This is a genomic window from Lutimaribacter marinistellae (assembly GCF_042648365.1).
Lineage (GTDB): Bacteria > Pseudomonadota > Alphaproteobacteria > Rhodobacterales > Rhodobacteraceae > Lutimaribacter_A > Lutimaribacter_A marinistellae.
On record NZ_JBHRXI010000049.1, the window covers coordinates 306980 to 328510 of the forward strand.

Genomic DNA, 21531 nt, shown 5'->3' on the forward strand with positions numbered 1-21531 from the left:
CTCGCCGGACAGGCCCTGCTCCGCCGTCTGCGCGGTGCTTCCCGTCCACCGGTTCAAGAACCTGGCAGTTGCATTCTGTCCGCAGGTGATCCTTGCTAGGATCAATAAGTGCAACCGGACAGAACCCGCATCGAGGGGAATGACATGAACGCCGACCTTCCGCTTGAGCCCATCGTGATCGATAGTTTCGGCGCCTTCACGCTCGGGATCGTCGTCTATTTCCTTGGCGCCCGCCTCACGCTGCGATTTCCGGTTCTTCAGCGCTACAGCATCCCCGAGCCGGTGAGCGGTGGATTGGCCGCCGCCCTCTTCGCCCTTGGTATCGTGTGGTTGACCGGGCGCGAAATCGAATATGACCTGCTCGTGCGGGACTTTCTCCTGGTCTACTTCTTCACCACGGTCGGCCTCAACGCCCGCGTCTCGGATTTGGTAAAGGGCGGGCCGATCCTTGCCATCCTCCTGGGCCTGACCATCGCCTTCATGCTGGTCCAGAACGTCATCGGCCTCATCGGGGCCAGCCTGTTCGGTCTCGCGCCGCAGGCAAGTGTCCTGCTTGGCACTGCGTCGCTGATCGGCGGGCACGGTACGGCGATTGCGTGGGGGCCGACGATCCAGAACGATTTCGGAGTGCAGGGCGCGGCCGAGCTTGGAATTGCCGCCGCAACGATCGGCCTCATTCTTGCTAGCGTCATCGGCGGCCCGATCGCCCGGTTTCTCATCCAGAGAAACAAGCTTGTCCCCGAAACCCCCTCCGCAGTGCATGTTCCGACCGCAGCGACCAGTGACGAAAGCGATACCGGCTCCGACATCACTCAGGTTTCGATCATGTCGAGCATCCTGTGGATTCACGTCGCCATCGCGATCGGATACTCGGTTTTCGAGGCGCTCGAAGCCGCCGGGATCAAGCTTCCACTCTTCGTGCCCTGCCTTATCAGCGGGATCGTTCTGACCAACGTCCTTCCGCTGCTGTTCCCGAAACGCGAACTCAGCCCGCGCGGCAGCGCGACGAACCTGATCTCCGAGTTCAGCCTGTCGGTCTTCCTTGCCATGTCGTTGATGAGCATGGAGCTCTGGACACTGGCCTCCAGTGCAAGTGTCCTTGCCGTGACGATGCTGCTGCAGGTGATTGCCGCCACGCTCTTCATCATCCTGATCGTCTTTCGGATGATGGGCAAAGACTACTTCGCGGCCGTCCTGTCGGCTGGGTTCGCGGGCTTCGCCCTCGGCGCGACACCGACCGCCATCGCAAACATGACGGCCGTGACCCAGCGCTATGGCCCGTCGCCCGTCGCCTTCATCGTCCTTCCGCTGGTTTCGGCATTCTTCGTCGACCTGGCCAATGCAGTCATCATCAAGTGGGTCGTGTCGATCTTCTAGCGTCTCGCCCCGCGATGCGTGGACACCTAACGCTCCAGCTCGTCCAGTTCGGTGCGCAGATGATCGGCAAGGCCGATGCCGCGCAGCCTCTGCACCATGGAAATGTTCAACGTGCCGGGCGTCGCAAGGCTGTCGCGCAGAAGCGCAAAGCGAGAGGACCGGTCGGCATGGATGTCCAGCATGCCCGTCACCAGTCGCCCCACGAATTCCTGCGCCGCATCCGGCCCGATCCGCTCGCCCAGCCAACCCGATCCAACATCCAGCACCTCGGCAACGGCCGAAACGAGCGTCGTGGCCGCGAAACATGCCGACAGGTCCGCCTCGTTCTCAACGGCGATAACGCCGTTCTCGGGTTCGAACAGTGACCTGACCGGTTCGGCCTCCGGCCAGACGACGATCGGGCATCCCCCGCGCTGGATCAACTCCATGGGCAGCATCAGGGTCACCTGCGCGGCGGGCGCGCACCACTCTGCCAGGCTCTGGCGCGAGATCCCCGCCATGACCGAAATGATGCGCTGATCCTCGCGGAAAGGCAGATCCTGCAACGCCTCGGCGGCGACCTCGGGCCGGAGGCAGAGAAAAACGATATCCGACCCCGCGACCACTTCGGCGGCAGAGGTCTTGGTGATTGAAGGGAATTCGGTGACCAGCGCCTGTGCAACCTCTGCCCCGCGATGGGTGACCGTGATCTCGTGCCCCCTGGGCGCAAGATGCCGGACCATGGCGCCGGCCATGTGCCCCGTTCCGATGAAACCAAGTCTTGCCATGTCTCCAACTCCAGCCGGGCAAGGTCGCCGAAACGGGATCAGCCATACCGGCGCGGTATGGACACCGTCCAGCTTCGTTCGGCGATCCTCTCCCCGTCCCACTCCGCGGTCAACGTCCCTTTCAGGAAAAAGGACGTGGGATCGCATGTCGCGGTCAACGCGCTTTTCATGTCGGCGACACCGTCGGGCCGGCTGTAGCGGGCATGGTGTTCGAACCTCGTCCGGGCCGAGGCGGGATCACCCCGCACCACGTCATGCTCCGCGCGGGTCGCATAGCCAAAGGCCGTGCCGGTTTCCGAGCAATATACCTCGGCAAAGGGCTGCTCCCATCCGTTCAGCAACCCGCCCCGCGGGTGTTCGTTCTGGAACCGACGGAGCTCGGGGGTCGACACGATGCGATGTGTCTTTTTCACGGGAAGGTCCAGTGCCGGGGGAAAGTCGGCTTTCAGATTCTCCGGCGTGCCCTCGAATACCGGCAATATCAGCGAACCGCGCAACAGGGTGAGCGTGGCCTCCTCCGGCGATGGCCAGATGATCGGCCAATATGACGACGTCACCGAAAGCCGTATCCGATGCCCTTTCCCGAACCTGTAGGCCTTGGTGTGAAACGGGATGTTCACTGTGTGGTCTTCGGGCTTTGCCAAAACCTCGGGCGCATCAAGGGCGTCATCCAGCGCAAGGTTCCGCACGCACAGCCCGACGCGGACAGAGGTCCCATCCGGGGTGACATCGTTCAGCCGCAAACACAGCTGCCCAAGGGCGGAGCTGGAGCGGACGACAAGCTGCGCCGTCGCAACACCGTAAAGAACGACGTCCTCCTCCAGCGGCGCGGTCTCGAAGGTCAGCGACAGCGCATCGTCCTCGCGCTGGTCCAAGGGCAATCCGCCAAAGCGTCCGAAATACCCGGTATCGCCCGATGCCCGGCCAACGCGCAGGTCACTGGGGATGTGCCCTTCCCTTATGGAACCGGCGCTCTTTTCGGACAACGTCCCGTCCGACAGATGCAGGGTCAGCGGGCGTGTCACCGTTTCCGCTGGCCCAGTCTCGATCCATCGACCGTTGCGGATATCGATCGCGTTTGCGGGCGGGTCGTACTCCCTCAGCCAGACGCGCAAGCGCGGCCAGTCGGGTGCGCTTGGCCCAGGTTTCAGCCAGCTGTCCCACCAGTCCAGCGCCAGCTGCTGAAATCCGATCCCCGGTCCGGGATGGGCATGATCGGGATAATGATGCCCCCATGGCCCGACCACGCCCCAGACCAGGTCAGGCCGCGCGGATACCAGTGACATGACGGAGTTCGAGTAGCGGTCCGACCAGCCACCGACCGCCAGAACGGGGCGCGAAAGACGGTCGGCCTGATGAATGACGGACCCGTGCCGCCAATAGTTGCCACGCGCCTCTTCGCGCACCCATGCCTCGACCGGAAAGCTCAGGCTGTCTAGACGCTTTTTCCACCGCTCCTTCCAGTCCGGGCCGACATTGGGCGTGGGTGGCGCGCCAAGGATCGCAGGCAGCGTCGCGCCCCATTCGAACGTATCCGTCAACAGGCAACCGCCCTTGTGATGAATATCGTCTTCGTACCTGTCATGCGTCGCGCAGACGGCAATGATGGCCTTCAGCGGGCCGGGCGCGTCGAGATTGGCCTGCAACGACGCGGTTCCTCCCCACGAGGTGCCGAACATCCCGACGTTTCCGTCACACCACGGCTGCGCGGCGATCCAATCGATCAGGTGCCGCGCGTCGGACAGCTCGTGCTCGGAATACATGTCGGGCATCTGGCCTTCGCTATCTCCGGACCCGCGCATGTCGACGCGCAGACAGGCATAGCCATGCGCCGCGAAATAGGGGTGGTTCCGCTCGTCGCGAGCGCGGACCATGTCGGCCTTCCGGTACGGGATGTACTCGAAAATCGCCGGCACGGCGGCCGTCTCGGCACCCTCGGGCATCCACAGCCGCGCCGCCAGTCGCGTGCCATCCGGCATCTCGATCCAAAGATGCTCGGTCGTCGTCACCCCGGTTTGGCCATTGCACGAAGAGCTTTGCACAGTCTCACCCCTGACGGTCGTTTCGATGTCTGTTGATCGCACTCAAACAGAGTTACAGAATTTTTGGCAACAACTTTTCTTACAAAAGAATTTGACAGGAAAATTCTACAGAGTGCACACTGGCCGCATCGCTGTGCCATCTGACGGAGAGAGGTTTCATGACCGATTCGGACAACGTTGTCGCACTCGCGCACAGCCTGTCGTCGCTTGGGGCCGAGCTACGCGAAATGCGCAAGGCGCGCGACCTGACTCTCAAGCAGCTCAGCAAGATCGCCGGGATCTCGCTCAGTCACATCTCGGCCATCGAACGTGGCGCGGCAAACCCGTCCATCGACGTGCTGAACACGCTGGCGCAGGCGCTCGATGTCACGCCAAGCTGGTTCTTTGCCCGCCGCAACGGCAAGGGACCGCTGGAGCAGGCCTTTGTCGTGCGGCGCCAGAACCGGCGCGACCTCAATGTTCTGTATGACGAGGATGCCGGCGCGCTGGGCTACCAGGACAGCCTGTTGTCAAGTTCGATCGGCGGGCAGTTCTACATGGGTCTCGCGGTCTACGCGCCCCATTCGGAAACACCCAACGACCGGATGCAGACCCACGAGGGCGAAACCCACGGGATCGTTCTCGAGGGCGAGTTGGAGATGCGCATCGGCGACGAAACCGTGATCCTCAAGCCCGGAGACAGCTACAGTTTCGACGCCCGCATCCCGCACCATGCCCGGAACCGCTCGGACAAGACGTGCAAACTGATCTGGGCGGTCTCGCCGGTGGTCATCCCCAAAACGGCAGCCTCGCAAAAAACGCCCCAGGCAGAGGAACGGAATAGATGAGCAGCGACCCCCTTCTGCAGCCCTACCAGCTCAAGCACCTGACACTGAAGAACCGGGTGATGACCACGGCGCACGAACCGGCCTACCCCGAAGACGGGATGCCCAAGGATCGCTACCGCGCCTATCACGAAGCCCGCGCCAAGGCCGGTGTCGCCCTGACGATGACGGCAGGCTCGGCCGCGGTCAGCCGCGACAGCCCGCCGGTGTTCAACAACATCCTGGCCTACAAGGACGAGGTCGTGCCATGGATGAAACGCCTTGCCGATGCCTGCCATGCGCATGGCTGCGCGGTGATGATCCAGCTCACCCACCTCGGGCGCAGGACCGGCTGGAACAAGGGCGACTGGCTTCCTTCGGTCGCGCCCTCGCATTTCCGCGAACCGGCGCATCGGGCGTTTCCGAAAAAGCTCGAAGATTTCGACATCACCCGGATCATCACCGATTACGCCGATGCCGCCGAACGCATGCAGGCCGCCGGCCTCGACGGGATCGAGCTTCAGGCCTACGGACATCTGATCGACCAGTTCTGGTCGCCGCTGACCAACCGGATGGAGCCGCCCTATGGTGGCGGTCTCGACCACCGGCTGCGGTTCGGCTTCGATGTCCTGCAGGCGATCCGCGACAGGGTCGGTCCCGATTTCATCGTGGGCGTTCGCTATACCGCGGACGAGGTGGAAAGCGGCGGCATCTCCGAGGATGAAGGGCTCGAGATCGCGCGCCGTCTCAAGGCATCGGGACAGGTCGATTTCCTGAACGTGATCCGGGGCCGCATCCACACCGACCCCGCGATGACCGACGTGATCCCCGTGCAGGGCATGAAAAGCGCGCCCCACCTCGATTTCGTGGGCAAGGTGCGGGCCGAAACAGGCATGCCCACCTTCCACGCCTCGCGCATTCCCGATGTTGCCACGGCGCGCCATGCTATCTCGTCCGGGCTGTTGGACATGGTCGGCATGACCCGCGCGCATATGGCCGATCCGCTGATCGTGAAAAAGATCGCCGAGGGGCGCGAGGACGATATCCGCCCCTGTGTCGGCGCCACCTATTGCCTCGACCGCATCTACCAGGCGGGGGATGCGCTGTGCATTCACAACCCCTCGACCGGTCGCGAACTGTCTCTGCCGCATGAAATCCCCCGCTCGGATGCGCCCAAGCGCGTCGTCGTCGTAGGTGCCGGTCCCGGCGGGCTCGAAGCCGCGCGCGTGGCGGCCGAGCGCGGCCATCAGGTCACCGTATTCGAGGCAGCATCCGATCCCGGCGGACAGGTGCGCCTGACCGCTCAATCGCGGCGGCGTTCCGAGATGATCGGCATCATTGACTGGCGCATGGCGCAATGCGCCGCGCGTGACGTCGAATTTCGGTTCAACGTCTTCGCCGACAGGGACGATATCCTGTCGCTCTCGCCCGACATGGTCGTCATCGCGACCGGCGGCCTGCCCGATACCACCATCCTCGACGCGGGCAACGAGCTTGCGATCACGGCCTGGGACCTGATCTCGGGCGATGCCAAACCGGCCGGGCGCGTCCTGATCTATGACGATGCGGGCGACCACCCTGCGCTCATGGCGGCAGAGGTGGTGACGCAAGCGGGCGGCCATGTCGAAGTAATGACCCGGGATCGCAGTTTTGCGCCTGAAATCATGGGCATGAACCTCGTTCCTTATATGCGTGCGCTTCAAGACAAGGATGCAGTTTTCACGGTTGCACGCACGTTGAAACGCGTCACGCGCGACGGCAACCAGCTCTGCGCGACCATTGGCACCGACTATTCGAACCACGAGGAAACGCGCAGTTTCGATCAGGTCGTCGTCAACCAGGGCATCCTGCCCCTCGACGATCTGTATTTCGATCTCAAGCCATTGTCGCGCAATCGCGGCGAAATCGATCATGGCGCGCTGGTCCAGGGCGATGGCGACCTGTTCCCCGCGCATGGCCCCAAGGACGGCTTCCTTCTCTACCGGATCGGCGATGCGGTTTCGTCCCGCAACATCCATGCAGCAATCTACGACGCCCTGCGCATCGGTCTACGCTGGTGAAAGCAATGGAAAATTCCTGTCAATTTTTCGAATACAGGAAATTTGGAAGATTTTTCTTCTCAAACGGCTGCATTGCTATAAGCTTCCCCTGCGTCAGGATGACACGGAGGGATTCGTGAAACCGCCGAAGAAGCCCAAAAAGCCGAACATTTCGCCGGATGAAAGCATGGCGACCTTCGGCGCAGAGGTGCGCGAACTGCGCAGGGCCCGTCAGATGACGCTGGCCGACCTCGCTGAGGCTTCCGGTGTCTCGCTCAGCCATCTCAGCGCGATCGAACGCGGCAGCGTAAACCCGACGCTGGGAAAGATCTCGCGCATCGCCATCGGCCTCGGCGTGCCCGAGGAATGGTTTTTCAACCGCCGCGAAGGCGAAGGCCCGCTCGAAAGGACCTATGTCGTCCGGCACGAAAACCGCCGCAATCTGAACCTGCTTTACGGTGAAACGGCCGAGGTGTCGGGCTATGCCGACGAACTCCTGTCCTCGTCCCTCGGCGGCGCGTTCCACATGGGTATTTCCGAATACGCCCCGCACAGCGAAGCGGTCGCTGACGAGATCTACAGCCGCGCCGGCGAGCAGCATGGCCTCGTCCTCGAAGGCGAGCTGGTTCTGACGCTCGAGACCGAGGTCATCACCGTCCGCGCCGGCGACAGTTTCAGCTTTCCGGGCGACATCCTGCACAGCACCCGAAACATGAGCGACCGGCCTGCTCGCCTGATCTGGGTGAACTCGCCCGTCATCATCCCGAAATACGCGGTCCACGAAGAAACAGAAACCCCGCCGGACAAGGCGCGGGCCGCGAACAAGAAACGCACCGGCACATGACAGCACTCAAGTCGACAAAGCCAGGGAGACCGCAATGACAACAAGACCACGTTCCGGCCTGACGCGCCGTTCCTTCCTTGCCAGCACGGCCGCGTTCGGTGCGGCCAGCACGGCATTTCCGCACATGGCGGTAAGCCAGGACGGCAAGATCCTCACCGTCCGCTCCTATTCCGACCTGCAGCTTCTGGACCCGGCCTTTCGCCTGTCCCTGCCCGAGGATGACATCATCCGCGCGATCTATCCGCCGCTGATCGAACCGGTTTCCGGCGACACGTGGGAATGGAAAGCCGTCGCCGCGGCCTCGATGGAGCAGCTCGACGACCTGACCATCGCCTTCACCCTCAAGGAGGGCATGGGCTTTACCGATGGCTACGGCGAAGTCACCGCAGACGACGTCAAGTTCTCGATCGAACGGATCGCCGACCCCGCGAATGAAAGCCCCTATGCAGGCGACTGGGCCGCGCTGAAAGAGGTCGAGGTCAAGGACAAGCTGTCGGGCCTGATCCACCTCAAGAACAAGTTCGTGCCATTGTGGACGACGACCCTGCCGACGCCGGCCTCCTGCATCGTGTCGCGCAAGGCGGTCGAAGAGCTGGGCGGCAAGATCGGCACCGACCCGGTGGCGCAGTCCGGCCAGTACCTGCTGACCGAATGGGTCCCGAAACAGCGCACCGTTCTCAAGCGCAATCCCGACTGGAAACACGAACACGGCGGGTTCGAGGAAATCCACATCATCCCGATCGAAGACCCCGCCACCGCCGAACGCGGCTTCGAGGCGGGCGACCTTGATTACACATGGACATCCGTGTCCTCCCTGCCCCGTCTCAAGGAAAACCCGCCTGCGGGCAGCGTCGTTCTGGAAAAGCCCTCGCTGGCCTATGTCTGGCTGGGCATGAACCAGGACAACGAAGCCCTCAAGGACGTGCGCATCCGCCGGGCGATCCAGCATGCCATCGACCGCGAAACCGTTGTCGACGCGGCCTATTTCGGCGCGGCGTCCGTGGGCAACGGCATCATCGCGCCGGGCCTGCCCGGCTCGCGCGACAGCGTGACCTACGACTACGATCCCGACAAGGCACGCGAACTCTTGGCCGAGGCCGGCGCCGAGGGGCTGAACGTCACGCTCGACATCCTGAACCAGTCCGAGCGCCTGACCGCCGCCCAGGTCATCCAGGCCAACCTCGCCGATATCGGCGTGAACTGCGAGATCAAGCAGAACGACAGCGGCACCTTCTGGTCGCTCGGGTCCAAGGATGGCGACTATTTCATGGACCTTCAGCTGGTGCTCAGCCGGTTCTCGATGCAGCCCGATCCCAGTTGGGCAACGGTATGGTTCACGCCCGAACAGGTCGGCGTGTGGAACTGGGAACGTTTCGACAATGCCGAGTACAAGGAGCTCCACGACCAGGGTCTCGTGGAATCCGACCCGGCGATGCGCGACGAGATCTACAAGAAGATGCAGGCGCTCATGGACGAGTCGGGCTGCTACGTCTTCCTCACCCACGAGGTCGTCGGCGCAATCCACAAGGACAGCATCGTTCCCGGTCTGAAACCGAACGGCGAATCCCTGCTGTCGGATTTCAAACCGGCTTGATCGGCACCCCGGCGGGCCCTCACCGGGCCCGCCCCTGCAACTGCGAAGGTCCCGCAAGATGCTGAACTACGCCGTCAAGAGGTTGGGGCTGGCCGTGGCCATCGTGTCGCTCGCCATGTTCCTGCTGTTCTGCATGATCTACCTGGTGCCGGGCGATCCGGCTTCGGTCGCCCTCGGCCCGCGCGCCACGGATGCGATGAAAGAGGCGCTGCGCATCAAGATGGGGCTCGATCAGCCGATCTGGGTGCAATTCTGGAACTTCTTCAGCGGTGCCTGGACCGGAGACCTCGGAGAAGAGGTGCTGTCTGGCCGCCCGGTGCTCGACGTGGTCTTCGAACAGCTTCCCTATACCCTGATCCTGATCGCAGGCGGCATCAGCTGGTCCGTCGCATTGGGAATTCCGCTGGGTTGCTGGGCGGCGATCAACCGCGGCAGCCTTGCGGACCGTCTGGTCGGCATCCTGTCGGTCGCGGTCATCGCCGTTCCCTCCTTCGTCATCGCGATCTACGCCCTGCTCATCTTTGCCGTGACGCTGAGATGGCTTCCGGCCATTGGCGCGGGCGAGCCCGGCGATATCGGCGACCAGCTCGTGCACCTGATCCTGCCATCGCTTGCGGTGGGCCTGGGGTGGGTCGGCTACATTGCCCGGATGGTGCGCGCCTCCATGCTCGAGGTGCTCGAGGCCAGCCACATCCGCACCGCCCGCGCCTTCGGCCTTCCGGATCGCGTCATAACCTACCGTTACGCACTGACCATCGCGATCCTGCCGACCATCACGCTTCTCGGCGTCGGCATAGGGCAGATGCTGTCCTCGGCCGTGTTCGCCGAGATCGTCTTTGCCCGCCCGGGCGTGGGCAAGCTGGTTTACGACGCCATCCTGACCCGCAACTTCCCCGTCGTTACCGGGGCAGTGCTTGTCACAACCGTCATCTTCGTTCTGCTGAACCTCGTCGCAGACCTCATCGTCGGAGCCTTGGACCCCCGTGTCAGAAGCAACTTCTAACCCGCCTGTCCGGCATTCTTCCGAGTTTGCCCGCTCGCTGCGGCGGCTCTTGCGCGAACCGCTGGGCGTGTTCGGACTCGGCCTCGTCCTGCTGGTCGTGTTCGGTGCCGTCTTTGCCGATTTCCTGACGCAGTGGGACCCCACCCGCATCAACCCGCGCGACCGCTTCCTCGGGCCCTCCGCCGACCACCTGCTGGGCACCGATCAGCTGGGCCGCGACCTGTTTTCCCGCGTTCTCTACGGCGGCCGGATCGCGCTCTATGTCGCGCTGGTCTCGACCGCGATCTCGCTCGCCATCGGGATCGTTCTGGGCCTGATCGCCGGCTACGGGCCGCGCTGGCTCGACAACCTGATGATCCTGCTCTTCGACGCGATGAAAAGCTTTCCGACCGTGATGCTCGCCCTCGCCCTCGTCACCATCGTGGGCCCCTCCCTGACGGCGGTGATGATCGTGGTGGTTCTGGTGAACGTCCCCGGTTATGCGCGGATCGTGCGCACCCAGACCATCGCCATCAAGTCCTCGGAATTCGTCACCGCGGCGCAAAGCATGGGCGCCTCCACCGCGCGGATTTTGCGCGTACACATCATGCCCAACGTGATCGGGCCACTTGTGATCCTCGCTTCCATGGACATCCCCGTCGTGATCGCGATCGAGGCAGGGATGAGCTTTCTGGGCCTCGGGGTGCGCCCGCCGACACCAAGCTGGGGTTCGATCCTGAACGACGGGTTCAGCCAGATCCGCGAAACCCCGTGGATCGCCATCGCCGGCGGCCTGCCGATTATCGTGACCACGCTCGGGTTTACCTTCCTTGGCGAAACGCTGCGCGACGTCTTCGACCCGCGCCTGAAAGGACGCTGATGAGCACGCTTTCGATATCCGGGCTGAACGTCTTCTTCTCGACCGAGGACGGCCCCCTGCACGCGTTGAAGGAGGTCGGATTCGAGGTTCCCGAACGCCGGATCGTCGGCATCGTGGGCGAATCCGGCTGCGGCAAGTCCACCCTGATCAACGCGATCCTCGGCCTGCTTGCCGACAATGGCGAAATCCGCAGCGGCCAGATCCTGTTCGAGGGCAGCCAGGACCTGACACGCCTGTCCCCGCGCCAGATGCAGGACCTGCGCGGCCCCCGCATCGCGACGGTGTTCCAGGACCCGATGGGCGCGCTCAACCCGGTATTGTCGGTGGGTCAGCAGATGATCAACATCCAGTATCGCTCGGACCAGTCCAAGGCCGAGAAAGCCGCCCGCGCCATCGAGATGCTGAAACTCGTGCGCATCCCCGATGCCGAAAGCGCGCTGGCGCGGTATCCGCACCAGTTCTCGGGCGGGATGAAGCAGCGGATCGCCATCGCGATGGCCCTGATGATGGAACCGGCGCTCTTGATCGCCGACGAACCGACCACAGCGCTCGACGCAACGCTTGAGGTCACCACGATCGAGCTTCTCAAGGATCTCCAGGAAAAGATCGGCTGCTCGGTGATGTTCATCTCGCACCATCTCGGCGTGATCGCGGAACTGTGCGACGACGTGGTGGTGATGTATGCGGGCGAGGTGGTCGAACGGGGCACCGTGCGCGACGTCTTCCAGAACCCGGGCCACCCCTATACCCGCCGCCTGCTCGACTGCGACCCGGCGAGGCAGAGCCAGCGCACGAGGATCCTGCCGACCATTCCGGGCGAAATCCCCGACCTGCGGGCAAGGCCCAGTGGCTGTGTCTTTGCCGCGCGCTGCCTCGACCGGCACGAGGGATGCGACCGCCCGCAAGTGGAACGGATGCTCGGGCGCGATCATGCCGCCCGCTGCAACCTTGTCCAAGCAGCCGAGGGCACGGGGGTCGACGCATGAACACCGCTCCAATCCTCTCCGTCAACGATGTGCAGGTGTCCTTTCCCGTGGGCGGCCTCGCCACCCGCAGCGCCATTCTCGGCGTGGCCGGTGTCAGCTTCGACGTCCGCCCCGGTGAAACCTTTGCGCTGGTCGGTGAAAGCGGCTCGGGCAAAACCACGCTGGCCCGCGCCATCAACGGCCTGCAGGAGATCTCCAACGGCGAGATCGTCTTTGACGGATCGCGCATCGACGGGCTCGGCAAAGGCCAGATGAAGCCGATCCGCAAACGCATGTCGATGATGTTCCAGGACCCCGTGGGTTCGCTGTCGCCGCGGATGACCGTGGGCGACCTGATCACCGAACCCTACAGGATTCATGGCGCCGAGGGCCGCAACCTCACCGACGAGGCCGCGCGGCTGCTATCCCTTGTCGGGCTGACGGCTGATTTCGCCAGCCGCTATCCGCACCAGCTGTCCGGCGGGCAGGCCCGGCGCGTCGGCGTCGCCCGGGCCATCGCCCTTGATCCTGCGCTGATCATCGCGGACGAGCCGACCGCCGGGCTCGACGTCTCCGTTCAGGGTGAGGTGCTGAACCTTCTCAACGAACTACGTGAACGTCTTGGTCTTGCCATGGTCATCATCACCCACAACCTCCACGTGGTCCATCACGTGGCCGACCGCACGGCGGTGATGTATCTCGGCCGCTTCGTCGAGGTCGGCGAGACCGAGGCCATGTTCGCCGCCCCGCGCCATCCCTATACCGCTGCCTTGCTGTCGGCCAATCCCGAACCGGACCCAGACAAGGCGCATGACCGCATCACCCTGCCGGCAGAAGTGCCCTCGCTTCTGTCGCGCCCCTCGGGATGCGAATTCCACACCCGCTGCCCCTGGGCGCAGCCCCTGTGCGCGCAGACGCCCCCGCCCTCGGGCGACGTCGCGTGCCACTTTCCGCTCGTACCCGGCGCGAAACCTCCTGTCAGCAAGGCCACCGCATGATCGAAGTACACGAAACCGTCTGGATCACGATGGCCGATGGCGCGCGGCTGGCCGCCCGCCTGTGGCTGCCCGAAGGCGCCCGTGCCAACCCGGTGCCCTGCATCCTCGAATACATCCCCTATCGCCGCCGCGACCGGACCCGCATGCGCGACGAATCCATGCATCCCCGCTTCGCCGAGGCGGGCTATGCCTCGATCCGCGTCGACATTCGCGGCTACGGCGACAGCGACGGGCTGGCCGAGGACGAGTATTCCCACCAAGAGATGCAGGACGGTCACGCCGTGGTCCAGTGGATCGCGGAACAGGACTGGTGCGACGGCAATGTCGGCATGTTCGGCAAAAGCTGGGGCGCTTACAACGCCTTCCAGGTCGCCTCGACCCGTCCCCCCGCGCTCAAGGCGATCATCACGGTGATGGGCACTGACGATCGCTGGCGCGAAGATATCCATTTCTATGGCGGCTGCCTTGCCAATGACAATTTCTGGTGGGGCTCGATCATGCAACTCTACAATGCCATGCCCCCGGACCCGGCCATCGTGGGTGCGGACAGGTGGCTGGACATGTGGCGCGGCAGGCTCGAAGGCGCCGAGTTCTGGCCTGCCATGTGGCTGGAGCATCAAACCCATGACGAAATGTGGCGCCGCGGTTCGATCTGCGAGGCCTATGCCGATGTCGACATCCCGGTCTATTTCTTCGGCGGCTGGGCCGACCTGTTCCGCGACACGCCCTTTCGCATCGCCGAACATCTCAAGGGCCCGGTCAAGGTGATGATGGGGCCCTGGGCGCATCTCTACCCGCATGAGGGCATTCCCGGACCCAAGGCCGATTTCGTCGCAGAGGCGATCCGCTTCTGGGATCACTGGCTCAAGGGCGTCGACACCGGCCTGATGGATGAACCGCCTCTGCGCTTCTTCATGCAGGAAAGCGTCGCCCCGAACGGCGCGCACAAACAGCGCACAGGCCGCTGGGTCGAAGAGCCGTCATGGCCGTCGCGAAACGTGACGATGACAGAACTCTCCCTGAACGCCGGAACGCTGGACGACACGCCACAGGCCGGGGTCGCTCTCTCGATCTGCTCCCCGCAAAGCTTCGGCGCCACCGGCGGCGACATGTGCTCTTTCGCGATCCCCGGCGACATGCCGATCGACTGCAGGGGCGATGCCGGCGGCGCGCTCGAGTTCCGGGGCGCGGCGCTCGACACGCCTTTGGATCTGCTCGGCCAGGCCCGCCTGACGCTCCGGCTGTCGGCGGACCGCGCACAGGGCATCGTGGCGGCACTGCTGATAGACGAGGCCCCCGATGGCGCGCAAACCCTGCTGAGCCGGGGATTCTGCAATCTCACGCACCGCGACAGCGACACCGCGCCCACGCCAGTGACCCCCGGCGAAGAGATGCAGATCACCGTGCCGCTTCACGGCATCGGCTGCCGGGTGCTGGCCGGTCACCGCATCGTCGTACAACTCGCCTCGGCCTATTGGCCGATCCTGTGGCCCGCGCCGGAACCGGTCACGCTGACACTGGCACCCGGTACCTCCACCCTGCACCTGCCGGTCCGGACCGATGCAACGGATGCACCCGCCCTGCGCCCCCTGCCCGAGCCCGACAAGCCCATCGCCAAGCGCCCCGTCACCCGCGTGCGCGACGGTGCAATGGAACGGTCCGTCCACACCGACCTGACCACCGGAGAGATCACGCATCGGTTCTTCCTCGACGGCGGCGTGTTCGGCCCGGTGGGGGACATGCGGCTGGACGAGATCGGCACCGTGCTCAGCGACATCTCGGATCGGCGCTACACGATCCGCGCCGACGACCCGCTTTCGGCAAGGGCGACGATGGAACAGACCGCCAGCTTCACCCGCGACGACTGGCAGGCAAGGATCCACTGCTTCGCCGAACAGACCGCATCGGCGACCGAGTTTCACCTCCTGTCACGCGTCACCTGCTGGTCCGGCGAGGAGCTGATCTTCGAACGCGAAAGAACCTTCGCGATCCCGCGAAACGGCATGTGACGCAGACCATGCCCACGCCTGATTGACCCAAGACCGGGAAACCACGTTTCCCACGACCCCGTCCGAGGAGGACAGACATGACCGTATTTCCGGGCTTTGGCGACAAGGCCGAATTCCACACGCTGACCACCGATGACGGCGTCACCATGCGCGTCGTCATCCAGGGCTCGGGGCCCGATATCGTCTTCGTGCCCGGCGGCGACCAGGTCGCCGATGCCTATTCGCAGCAATTCGCGCATCTGTCTGACCGGTACCGCTGCATCTCCTACGACCCGCGTGGCGCGGGCGATACCACCGCCCCGCCCCCGCCGTGGAGCATGCAGGATTACGCCCGCGACTGCGCCGCCGTGATCGATGCCTTTTGCGGCGGGCGCGCCGTGGTGACCGGGCTGTCGCTCGGCGGTCTGGTCACGCAGGCCACAGCCATCGATTTCCCCGACAAGGTCAGCCTTGCCATCCCGATGGGCACAGCCGCCTATATCGACGGGTTCACACGGGACTGGATGCAGGCCGAAATCGACTTGCGCAAGGCCGGCATCAAACTGCCCGACTACTTTCTCGCGCCGCATTACGCCGCCTATGCCTTTCCGGCCAAGGCGCTGCACGACCCGCAACTCTGGGCCCAGATCAAGGAGAGCTATACCGAACGCTTCCGCGACCGCGACCCGCAGGACACCATCGATCAATGGCAGGCCTGCCTCGATTTCGACTGCCGCGAGGGGCTCAAGACCTGCCCGGTGCCGTTCCATGTCATCTCCTTCTCCGAGGACGTGCAGACGGCGCCTTCCATGTGCAAGGTCGTCTCGGATCTCGCCCCCAACGGCACCTTTCACGAAATCCCGGGGCTGGGGCATGTCTCGCTCGTGCGGCACAGGCCCGAGGTGGTCGCCGCCAAGCTGCGCGAGATCCTTGACCAGGCCCTGTCGCCGGTCTGATACGCCATGGCGCGGATTGCCATCGCCGGATTTCAACACGAAACCAACAGCTTCGGCATCGGTCGCGCCGGGCTGGCCGAGTTCGAGATGGCCGACAGCTGGCCCGCGCTGCTGACCGGGGACGACGTCATTTCCGGCACGCGCGGGATGAACCTTCCCATCGCCGGTTTCGCCGCGACGGCATCGCAGGCAGGCGCAGCGCTACACCCGATCCTGTGGTGCGCGGCCGAGCCGTCTGGCCCCGTGACGGATCAGGCCTTCGACACGATCGCGGGCCGCATCCTTGACGGGCTGCGCAGTGCCGGACCGCTCGACGCGCTCTTTCTCGACCTGCACGGCGCGATGATCACCGACAGCCACACCGATGGCGAAGGCGCCCTGCTGGAGCGTCTCCGCGCGGCCCTCGGTCCCTCGCTTCCCATCGCCGTCAGCCTCGACATGCATGCCAACGTCTCGGCCCGCATGGCAAAGCTCGCGGATGTGATCTGCATCTACAAAACCTATCCCCATCTCGACATGGCCGAAACCGGCGCCCGTTGCTGGCACCGGCTGCAACCCCTGCTCAAAGGCTCGCGCCCCGCCAAGGCATTCCGGTCCAGTTCCATACTGATCCCACTGCATGCGCAGAACACCGGGGCCGAGCCCGCGCGCGGCCTCTATGCCGCCTTGCCGGACGACCCCGACGAACATGTCGAGATGGCCGTCGGTTTCACCGCGGGCGACACGCCCGATGTCGGCGCGTCCGTCCTCGCCTATGCCCCGTCGCAGGCACGCGCCGATGCGCAGGCCGACGCCGCGCTCCAACGGCTTCAGGCAGCCCGCGATGCGTTCGATACTTCGCTTGCCCGCCCGGCGCAGGCCGTGGCCGAGGCGATGACCATGTCAGGCGACGGACCCGTGATCCTTGCCGATGTGCAGGACAACCCCGGCGCCGGTGCCTCTTCCGACACGACAGGCCTTTTGCGGGCCCTTGTCGACGCGCGCGCCACGGGGGTTCTGCTGGGGCTGATGCACGACCCTCTCCTGGCCGAACAGGCCCACGCGGCGGGCGTGGGTGCCATCGTCGAGGGCGCGCTCGGCGGGCGCTCGGGCCTGCCCGACGATCATCCCTTTGCCGGGCGGTTCCGGGTGCAGACGATCAGCGATGGCAACGTCGCCTATAGCGGGGCGATGTATGGCGGCGGTATCGCCACCCTGGGCCCATCCTGCGTTCTGCATGTCGAGGATACGCAGGCCGACGTGACCGTCGTGGTCACCAGCATCCGCAACCAGTGCCTCGACCTCGCGCAGTTCACGCATTTCGGTCTGCAGCCGCAGCAGGCAAGGATCGTCGTTGTCAAAAGCACCGCCCATTTCCGCGCCGATTTCGAACCGATCGCCGCAAGGGTCATCCCCGTCGCCGCGCCCGGTCTGTTCCCGTGCGAACCACCCTACGCCCGCAAGGACGCAAAGGGGTCCCCCAACCAGTCGGCGAAAAACGGCGCGCCTTCGGTAAGGTCCGGACTGCGCTGACGGATCAGCCCATAGGTCGATCCCTCCCGCGACAGCTTGCTGCTGCGCTGGCTTACGGCCCCGTGGGTCGCCGCCGCACGGACCCAGCCGAGCCGCGCAGATCGTCGTGGGTGGGCATGTCCGTTCGTCTCACCCGTGATCAAATGTCACCAATACCGGTCAGAACAAATCGATCGATGGCCCGTCCCGACGTGGTAGGTTCGGCGCATGAACAACGGTCCCGACAGCAACAGGCCGCTGGCCATCAAGATGGGCGCCCCCTCGGGCATCGTCCTCGACCATGGCATGAACATCGCACTTGGCTTGCCCTTCCTCCGCTCCAGCCCAGATCATGACCCGGCCTTCGATAGTGCAGCACCGGCAGGGCCGAGGCTGCAAGCCTGTTGACGGCCATCACCTGCGCCCGACAAATGATCGCGGCCCGGAAAAAGGAATGACCCCGATGGGACTTCGTTTCATCTTCATGCTGACCCGCAACGACAAGACGGTCGAAGAGGCCGAACGGCACCTAGAAACGGCCCTCGCCGCCGGGGTGCATCACATCGGCTTCAAGGATGTGGGCCTGCCCTTCAAGCGGCTGAAAAAGCTCAACGCCGCGATCAAGGCCGGGGGCGCGACAAGTTATCTCGAGGTGGTATCGCTGGACAGGGACAGCGAGGTGACCTCCGCCAGGGCCGCGGTCGAAATCGGCGTCGACATCCTGCTCGGCGGCACCAATGTCGATGCGGTCCTGCCCGTGCTGCAAGGCACCGGCATCCTCTATTTCCCCTTCCCCGGCAGGATCGAAGGCCACCCCAGCGTGCTGACCGGCTCGATCGACGAGGTGGTCGACAGCGCCATCGATCTGGCCTCGCGCGACGGGGTTCACGGGCTGGACCTGCTTGCCTATCGCTCGTCCGAGAACGTTACCGGCCTGATGGCCGCGGTCTGTACTGCCGTGGACAAGCCTGTGATCATGGCAGGTTCCATCGGATCCCGCGAACAGATCAGGATAGCGCGCCGCTCGGGGGCGGCGGGTTTCACCATCGGAACCGCCGCGCTCGATGGCGAGTATCCCGCCGACGGCCCCGCGCTCGAGATGCAGCTGCGCTCGATCCAGCGCGACGTGGCCGGGGTGAACCAGCACCTGTCGCCCAACGCCCCCAAGAACCTCGATCGCGCCTTTGCCTCGTTTACCGAAACCTGGAGCCCGCGCATCGCCGGACAGGTCAACAACATGATGGTCAAGCTGGCAAAGTTCGAGGGAGAGTTCGTCTGGCACCACCACGAGACCGAGGACGAGTTGTTCCTCGTTCACAAGGGGCGCCTGTTGATGAAGTTTCGCGACCGCGACGAGATCATCGAGCAGGGCGAATTCATCATCGTGCCGCATGGCGTGGAACACTGTCCCGTCGCCCTCGACGGCATCTGCGAGGTTCTGTTGATGGAACCCGCCACGACCGTGAATACAGGGAATGCCGATGACGCGCGCAAGGTCACCGATCTCAAGCGCGTCTAGACACATACGCGCAGGCCGGCCCTCGGGGAAGTTCCTGCCGCAACCCGCTCAAATTCGATTTCCCGGCTGCCAAACCCTTGCTACCCTTCACATGTCACGCTGTGGGAGGACGAGATGCAGATCACACCGTTGACAGGTGGATTGGGCGCGGAAATCCACGGCGCCGATGTGCGCCGGGATGAGGATTTCGCGGACATCGAGGCCGCTTTCGCGGAACATGCGGTGATTGTCCTGCGGGGTCAGACCATCACGCCGGACGATCATCTGGCCTTTGCCCGCCGCTTTGGCCCGATCAACGTGAACCGCTTCTTCAAACCGGTCGACGGCTACCCCGAGATCGCGACGGTTCTCAAGGAAAAGGATCAGAAACAGGCCGTTGGCGAGGGCTGGCACACAGACCATTCCTATGACCAGGTGCCGGCCATGGGTTCGATCCTGCACGCCATCGAGATGCCGCCTTTTGGCGGCGACACCCTATTCGTGTCGATGGCCGCCGCATACGAGGCGCTCTCACCTGTCATGCGCCGGTTTCTGGAGGGGCTGACCGCCATGCATTCGTCGCGCCATGCCTTCGGCGCCGCGACACAAGACAGCGAGGCCGCCCGAAGCGGACGCCTGTCCAATGCCGAGGCCGCGACGCAGGATGCGCGCCATCCCGTCGTGATCACCCATCCCCTCAGCGGCCGCCGTGGGCTTTTCGTGAACCCGGTCTTCACCACCCATATCGAGGGTCTTACGCCCGGGGAATCAGACGCGATCCTGGCCATGCTTTACGAGCATTGCCGGCAACCCGAGTTCCAGTGCCGGGTGCGCTGGCAGCAGGGGGACATCACCATGTGGGACAACCGGGCAACGTGGCACAAGGCGATCAACGACTATCACGGCTTTCGCCGACTGATGCACCGCATCACGGTCGAGGGTGTTCCGCTGCATTAGCCGGGAACAGGTCGCGGCAGGACGCGGCCCGATCCCGACCCGTGGCGGGGCCGCGCGCCGCCCCAACCCCATCGGTACCCCCTTGTACAAAACGGTCAATCCCCCGGCGGATCGATGTACAAAACGGTCAATTCGCATGTGCCGCCACGGCTTGCCTGCCAATGACCGGTTGCCTACACAAGAACCGGCAAGAGAAGCGGAGCGTAACATGGCCTCATTGAAACGTTGGTTGGACCAACTCAGACACCCGTGGAAAGCCGAGGCCCTCAAGGCATACACGCAATTCCGCAAGGACAAGGCGATCGACCGTCTCTTCGACTTCTCCGACCTGCCACCCGATGCGACGGTGCTGGATTTCGGCGGGTTTCGCGGGGAATGGACAGATCGGATTCTGGCCGCCTGTCCCGACTGCACCGTGCATGTGTTTGAACCGCACCCCGATTTCGCACGCCAGATCGCCGAAAAATTCGCTGGAAATTCAAGGGTTCACGTCCATGACGCGGCACTCGCACACGAAGATGGCGTGCTGCGCCTGTCGGATGCGGGCGATGCGTCTTCGGCCGTCGCCGCGCATGAACACAGCTTCGAAGCCCGCACCATCTCGGCATCGCGTTTCTTTGCAGAGGCCGGACTCACCAAGGTCGGCCTGGCCAAGATGAACATCGAGGGCGGGGAATACGAACTGCTTCCGGCCCTGATCGAGGCGGGCCTGATCGACCGCATCGACCGCCTGCAGATCCAGTTCCATCTCTTCTCACCGGATCTGAAAGCACAAAGGGACGAGATCCGTTCTCATCTCGAACTCACTCACAGATGCGACTGGAACTACCCGTTCGTGTGGGAGGAGTGGCGCCTTAAACCTTCGTCAGGCCATTGATTTGAAATAGTAATCGGACGCCGCAGTTTGCAGCGGCGTCCGATCCGGCCGTATCAGCCTTCCTGCGACGGCATCAGCCCTTCATCGCGGGCAGCCGTGATTTCGTCGGCGTCGAGCATGCCATCGGCATTGGTATCCATCTCGGCGAATGCATCCGCGTCGATCTCTGCGTGAACGGCCTGCACTTCCTCCAGCGTCAGCATGCCGTCGCCATTGGCGTCCGCGGCTTCCGTGGTGGCCCATGCTGCGGAACCGACGAGGGCTGCGGTTGCGGCGGCGAGGGTGAAGCGAGTGAATGTCATCGGATTACTCCAGTGTTGAGGGTTTGTCTGTCCGGACGAGAATGAGATGGCACCGCTCTCGCGATTTGAATAGAGCATTTTTGCAAGACAAAACGCCTTGAGCCAAGTTCAGCCTATGGATGCTTTGCACATGCGCAAAACAACGCCCGCAATGGTTGTGCAGCCTGAAAG

General features: G+C 64.1%; 19 protein-coding genes. 16 read left to right on the forward strand and 3 right to left on the reverse strand.

Annotated features, from left to right (window positions below; translation table 11 throughout):
- Nucleotides 1–144: 144 nt before the first annotated feature.
- Nucleotides 145–1377: a sodium/glutamate symporter gene (gltS, locus tag ACFORG_RS22815; RefSeq protein ID WP_386737897.1), complete on the forward strand. Its 1233-nt coding sequence runs from the start codon at nt 145–147 to the stop codon at nt 1375–1377.
- Nucleotides 1378–1403: 26 nt separating this feature from the next.
- Here the strand turns inward: gltS and ACFORG_RS22820 are convergent, their stop codons facing one another.
- A complete protein-coding gene (locus ACFORG_RS22820) occupies nt 1404–2144 on the reverse strand; it encodes an NAD(P)-binding domain-containing protein (protein WP_386737898.1) in 741 nt (246 codons plus the stop codon).
- Nucleotides 2145–2182: 38 nt separating this feature from the next.
- Complete coding sequence (locus tag ACFORG_RS22825; RefSeq protein WP_386737899.1) at nt 2183–4153, reverse strand: CocE/NonD family hydrolase; 1971 nt, start codon at nt 4151–4153, stop codon at nt 2183–2185.
- Between the two features lie 191 nt (nt 4154–4344).
- Between ACFORG_RS22825 and ACFORG_RS22830 the strand changes: the two genes are divergently transcribed.
- The 15 genes from ACFORG_RS22830 (at nt 4345) to ACFORG_RS22900 (ending at nt 21058) form a co-directional block, all read left to right on the forward strand.
- A complete protein-coding gene (locus tag ACFORG_RS22830) occupies nt 4345–5013 on the forward strand; it encodes a helix-turn-helix domain-containing protein (protein WP_386737900.1) in 669 nt (222 codons plus the stop codon).
- A complete protein-coding gene (locus ACFORG_RS22835; protein ID WP_386737901.1) occupies nt 5010–7049 on the forward strand; it encodes an oxidoreductase in 2040 nt (679 codons plus the stop codon). The genes ACFORG_RS22830 and ACFORG_RS22835 overlap by 4 nt, the downstream gene beginning before the upstream one ends.
- A gap of 115 nt (nt 7050–7164) precedes the next feature.
- Nucleotides 7165–7872 carry a helix-turn-helix domain-containing protein gene (locus ACFORG_RS22840; RefSeq protein ID WP_386737902.1) on the forward strand — a complete coding sequence of 236 codons (708 nt, stop codon included), beginning with the start codon at nt 7165–7167 and terminating at the stop codon, nt 7870–7872.
- A gap of 34 nt (nt 7873–7906) precedes the next feature.
- A complete protein-coding gene (locus tag ACFORG_RS22845; RefSeq protein WP_386737903.1) occupies nt 7907–9466 on the forward strand; it encodes an ABC transporter substrate-binding protein in 1560 nt (519 codons plus the stop codon).
- Between the two features lie 58 nt (nt 9467–9524).
- A complete protein-coding gene (locus ACFORG_RS22850; protein WP_386737904.1) occupies nt 9525–10469 on the forward strand; it encodes an ABC transporter permease in 945 nt (314 codons plus the stop codon).
- Complete coding sequence (locus ACFORG_RS22855) at nt 10450–11328, forward strand: ABC transporter permease (RefSeq protein WP_386737905.1); 879 nt, start codon at nt 10450–10452, stop codon at nt 11326–11328. Before ACFORG_RS22850 ends, ACFORG_RS22855 begins: the two co-directional genes overlap by 20 nt.
- Entirely contained in the window at nt 11328–12314 is a 987-nt protein-coding gene (locus ACFORG_RS22860; RefSeq protein ID WP_386737906.1) for an ABC transporter ATP-binding protein, read from the forward strand. The genes ACFORG_RS22855 and ACFORG_RS22860 overlap by 1 nt, the downstream gene beginning before the upstream one ends.
- Nucleotides 12311–13291, forward strand: coding sequence for an ABC transporter ATP-binding protein (locus ACFORG_RS22865; RefSeq protein WP_386737907.1), 981 nt, complete (start codon nt 12311–12313; stop codon nt 13289–13291). Before ACFORG_RS22860 ends, ACFORG_RS22865 begins: the two co-directional genes overlap by 4 nt.
- The gene (locus ACFORG_RS22870; protein ID WP_386737908.1) at nt 13288–15300 is read left to right on the forward strand and encodes a CocE/NonD family hydrolase; all 2013 of its coding nucleotides are present in this window, start codon (nt 13288–13290) and stop codon (nt 15298–15300) included. Before ACFORG_RS22865 ends, ACFORG_RS22870 begins: the two co-directional genes overlap by 4 nt.
- 77 nt (nt 15301–15377) lie before the next feature.
- Nucleotides 15378–16235, forward strand: coding sequence for an alpha/beta fold hydrolase (locus tag ACFORG_RS22875; RefSeq protein WP_386737909.1), 858 nt, complete (start codon nt 15378–15380; stop codon nt 16233–16235).
- A 6-nt stretch (nt 16236–16241) separates the two neighbouring features.
- Nucleotides 16242–17747 (forward strand): M81 family metallopeptidase, encoded by a 1506-nt coding sequence (locus ACFORG_RS22880; protein WP_386737910.1) that lies wholly within the window; start codon nt 16242–16244, stop codon nt 17745–17747.
- A 207-nt stretch (nt 17748–17954) separates the two neighbouring features.
- Complete coding sequence (locus tag ACFORG_RS22885; RefSeq protein WP_386737911.1) at nt 17955–18134, forward strand: 4-hydroxythreonine-4-phosphate dehydrogenase PdxA; 180 nt, start codon at nt 17955–17957, stop codon at nt 18132–18134.
- A gap of 55 nt (nt 18135–18189) precedes the next feature.
- Nucleotides 18190–19245 (forward strand): cupin domain-containing protein, encoded by a 1056-nt coding sequence (locus ACFORG_RS22890; RefSeq protein WP_386737912.1) that lies wholly within the window; start codon nt 18190–18192, stop codon nt 19243–19245.
- A 114-nt stretch (nt 19246–19359) separates the two neighbouring features.
- Complete coding sequence (locus ACFORG_RS22895; protein WP_386737913.1) at nt 19360–20181, forward strand: TauD/TfdA dioxygenase family protein; 822 nt, start codon at nt 19360–19362, stop codon at nt 20179–20181.
- 208 nt (nt 20182–20389) lie between these two features.
- The gene (locus ACFORG_RS22900; protein ID WP_386737914.1) at nt 20390–21058 is read left to right on the forward strand and encodes an FkbM family methyltransferase; all 669 of its coding nucleotides are present in this window, start codon (nt 20390–20392) and stop codon (nt 21056–21058) included.
- Between the two features lie 53 nt (nt 21059–21111).
- On the opposite strand, the gene ACFORG_RS22905 is transcribed toward ACFORG_RS22900, so the two are convergent.
- Nucleotides 21112–21360: a hypothetical protein gene (locus tag ACFORG_RS22905; RefSeq protein WP_386737915.1), complete on the reverse strand. Its 249-nt coding sequence runs from the start codon at nt 21358–21360 to the stop codon at nt 21112–21114.
- Between the last annotated feature and the right edge of the window lie 171 nt (nt 21361–21531).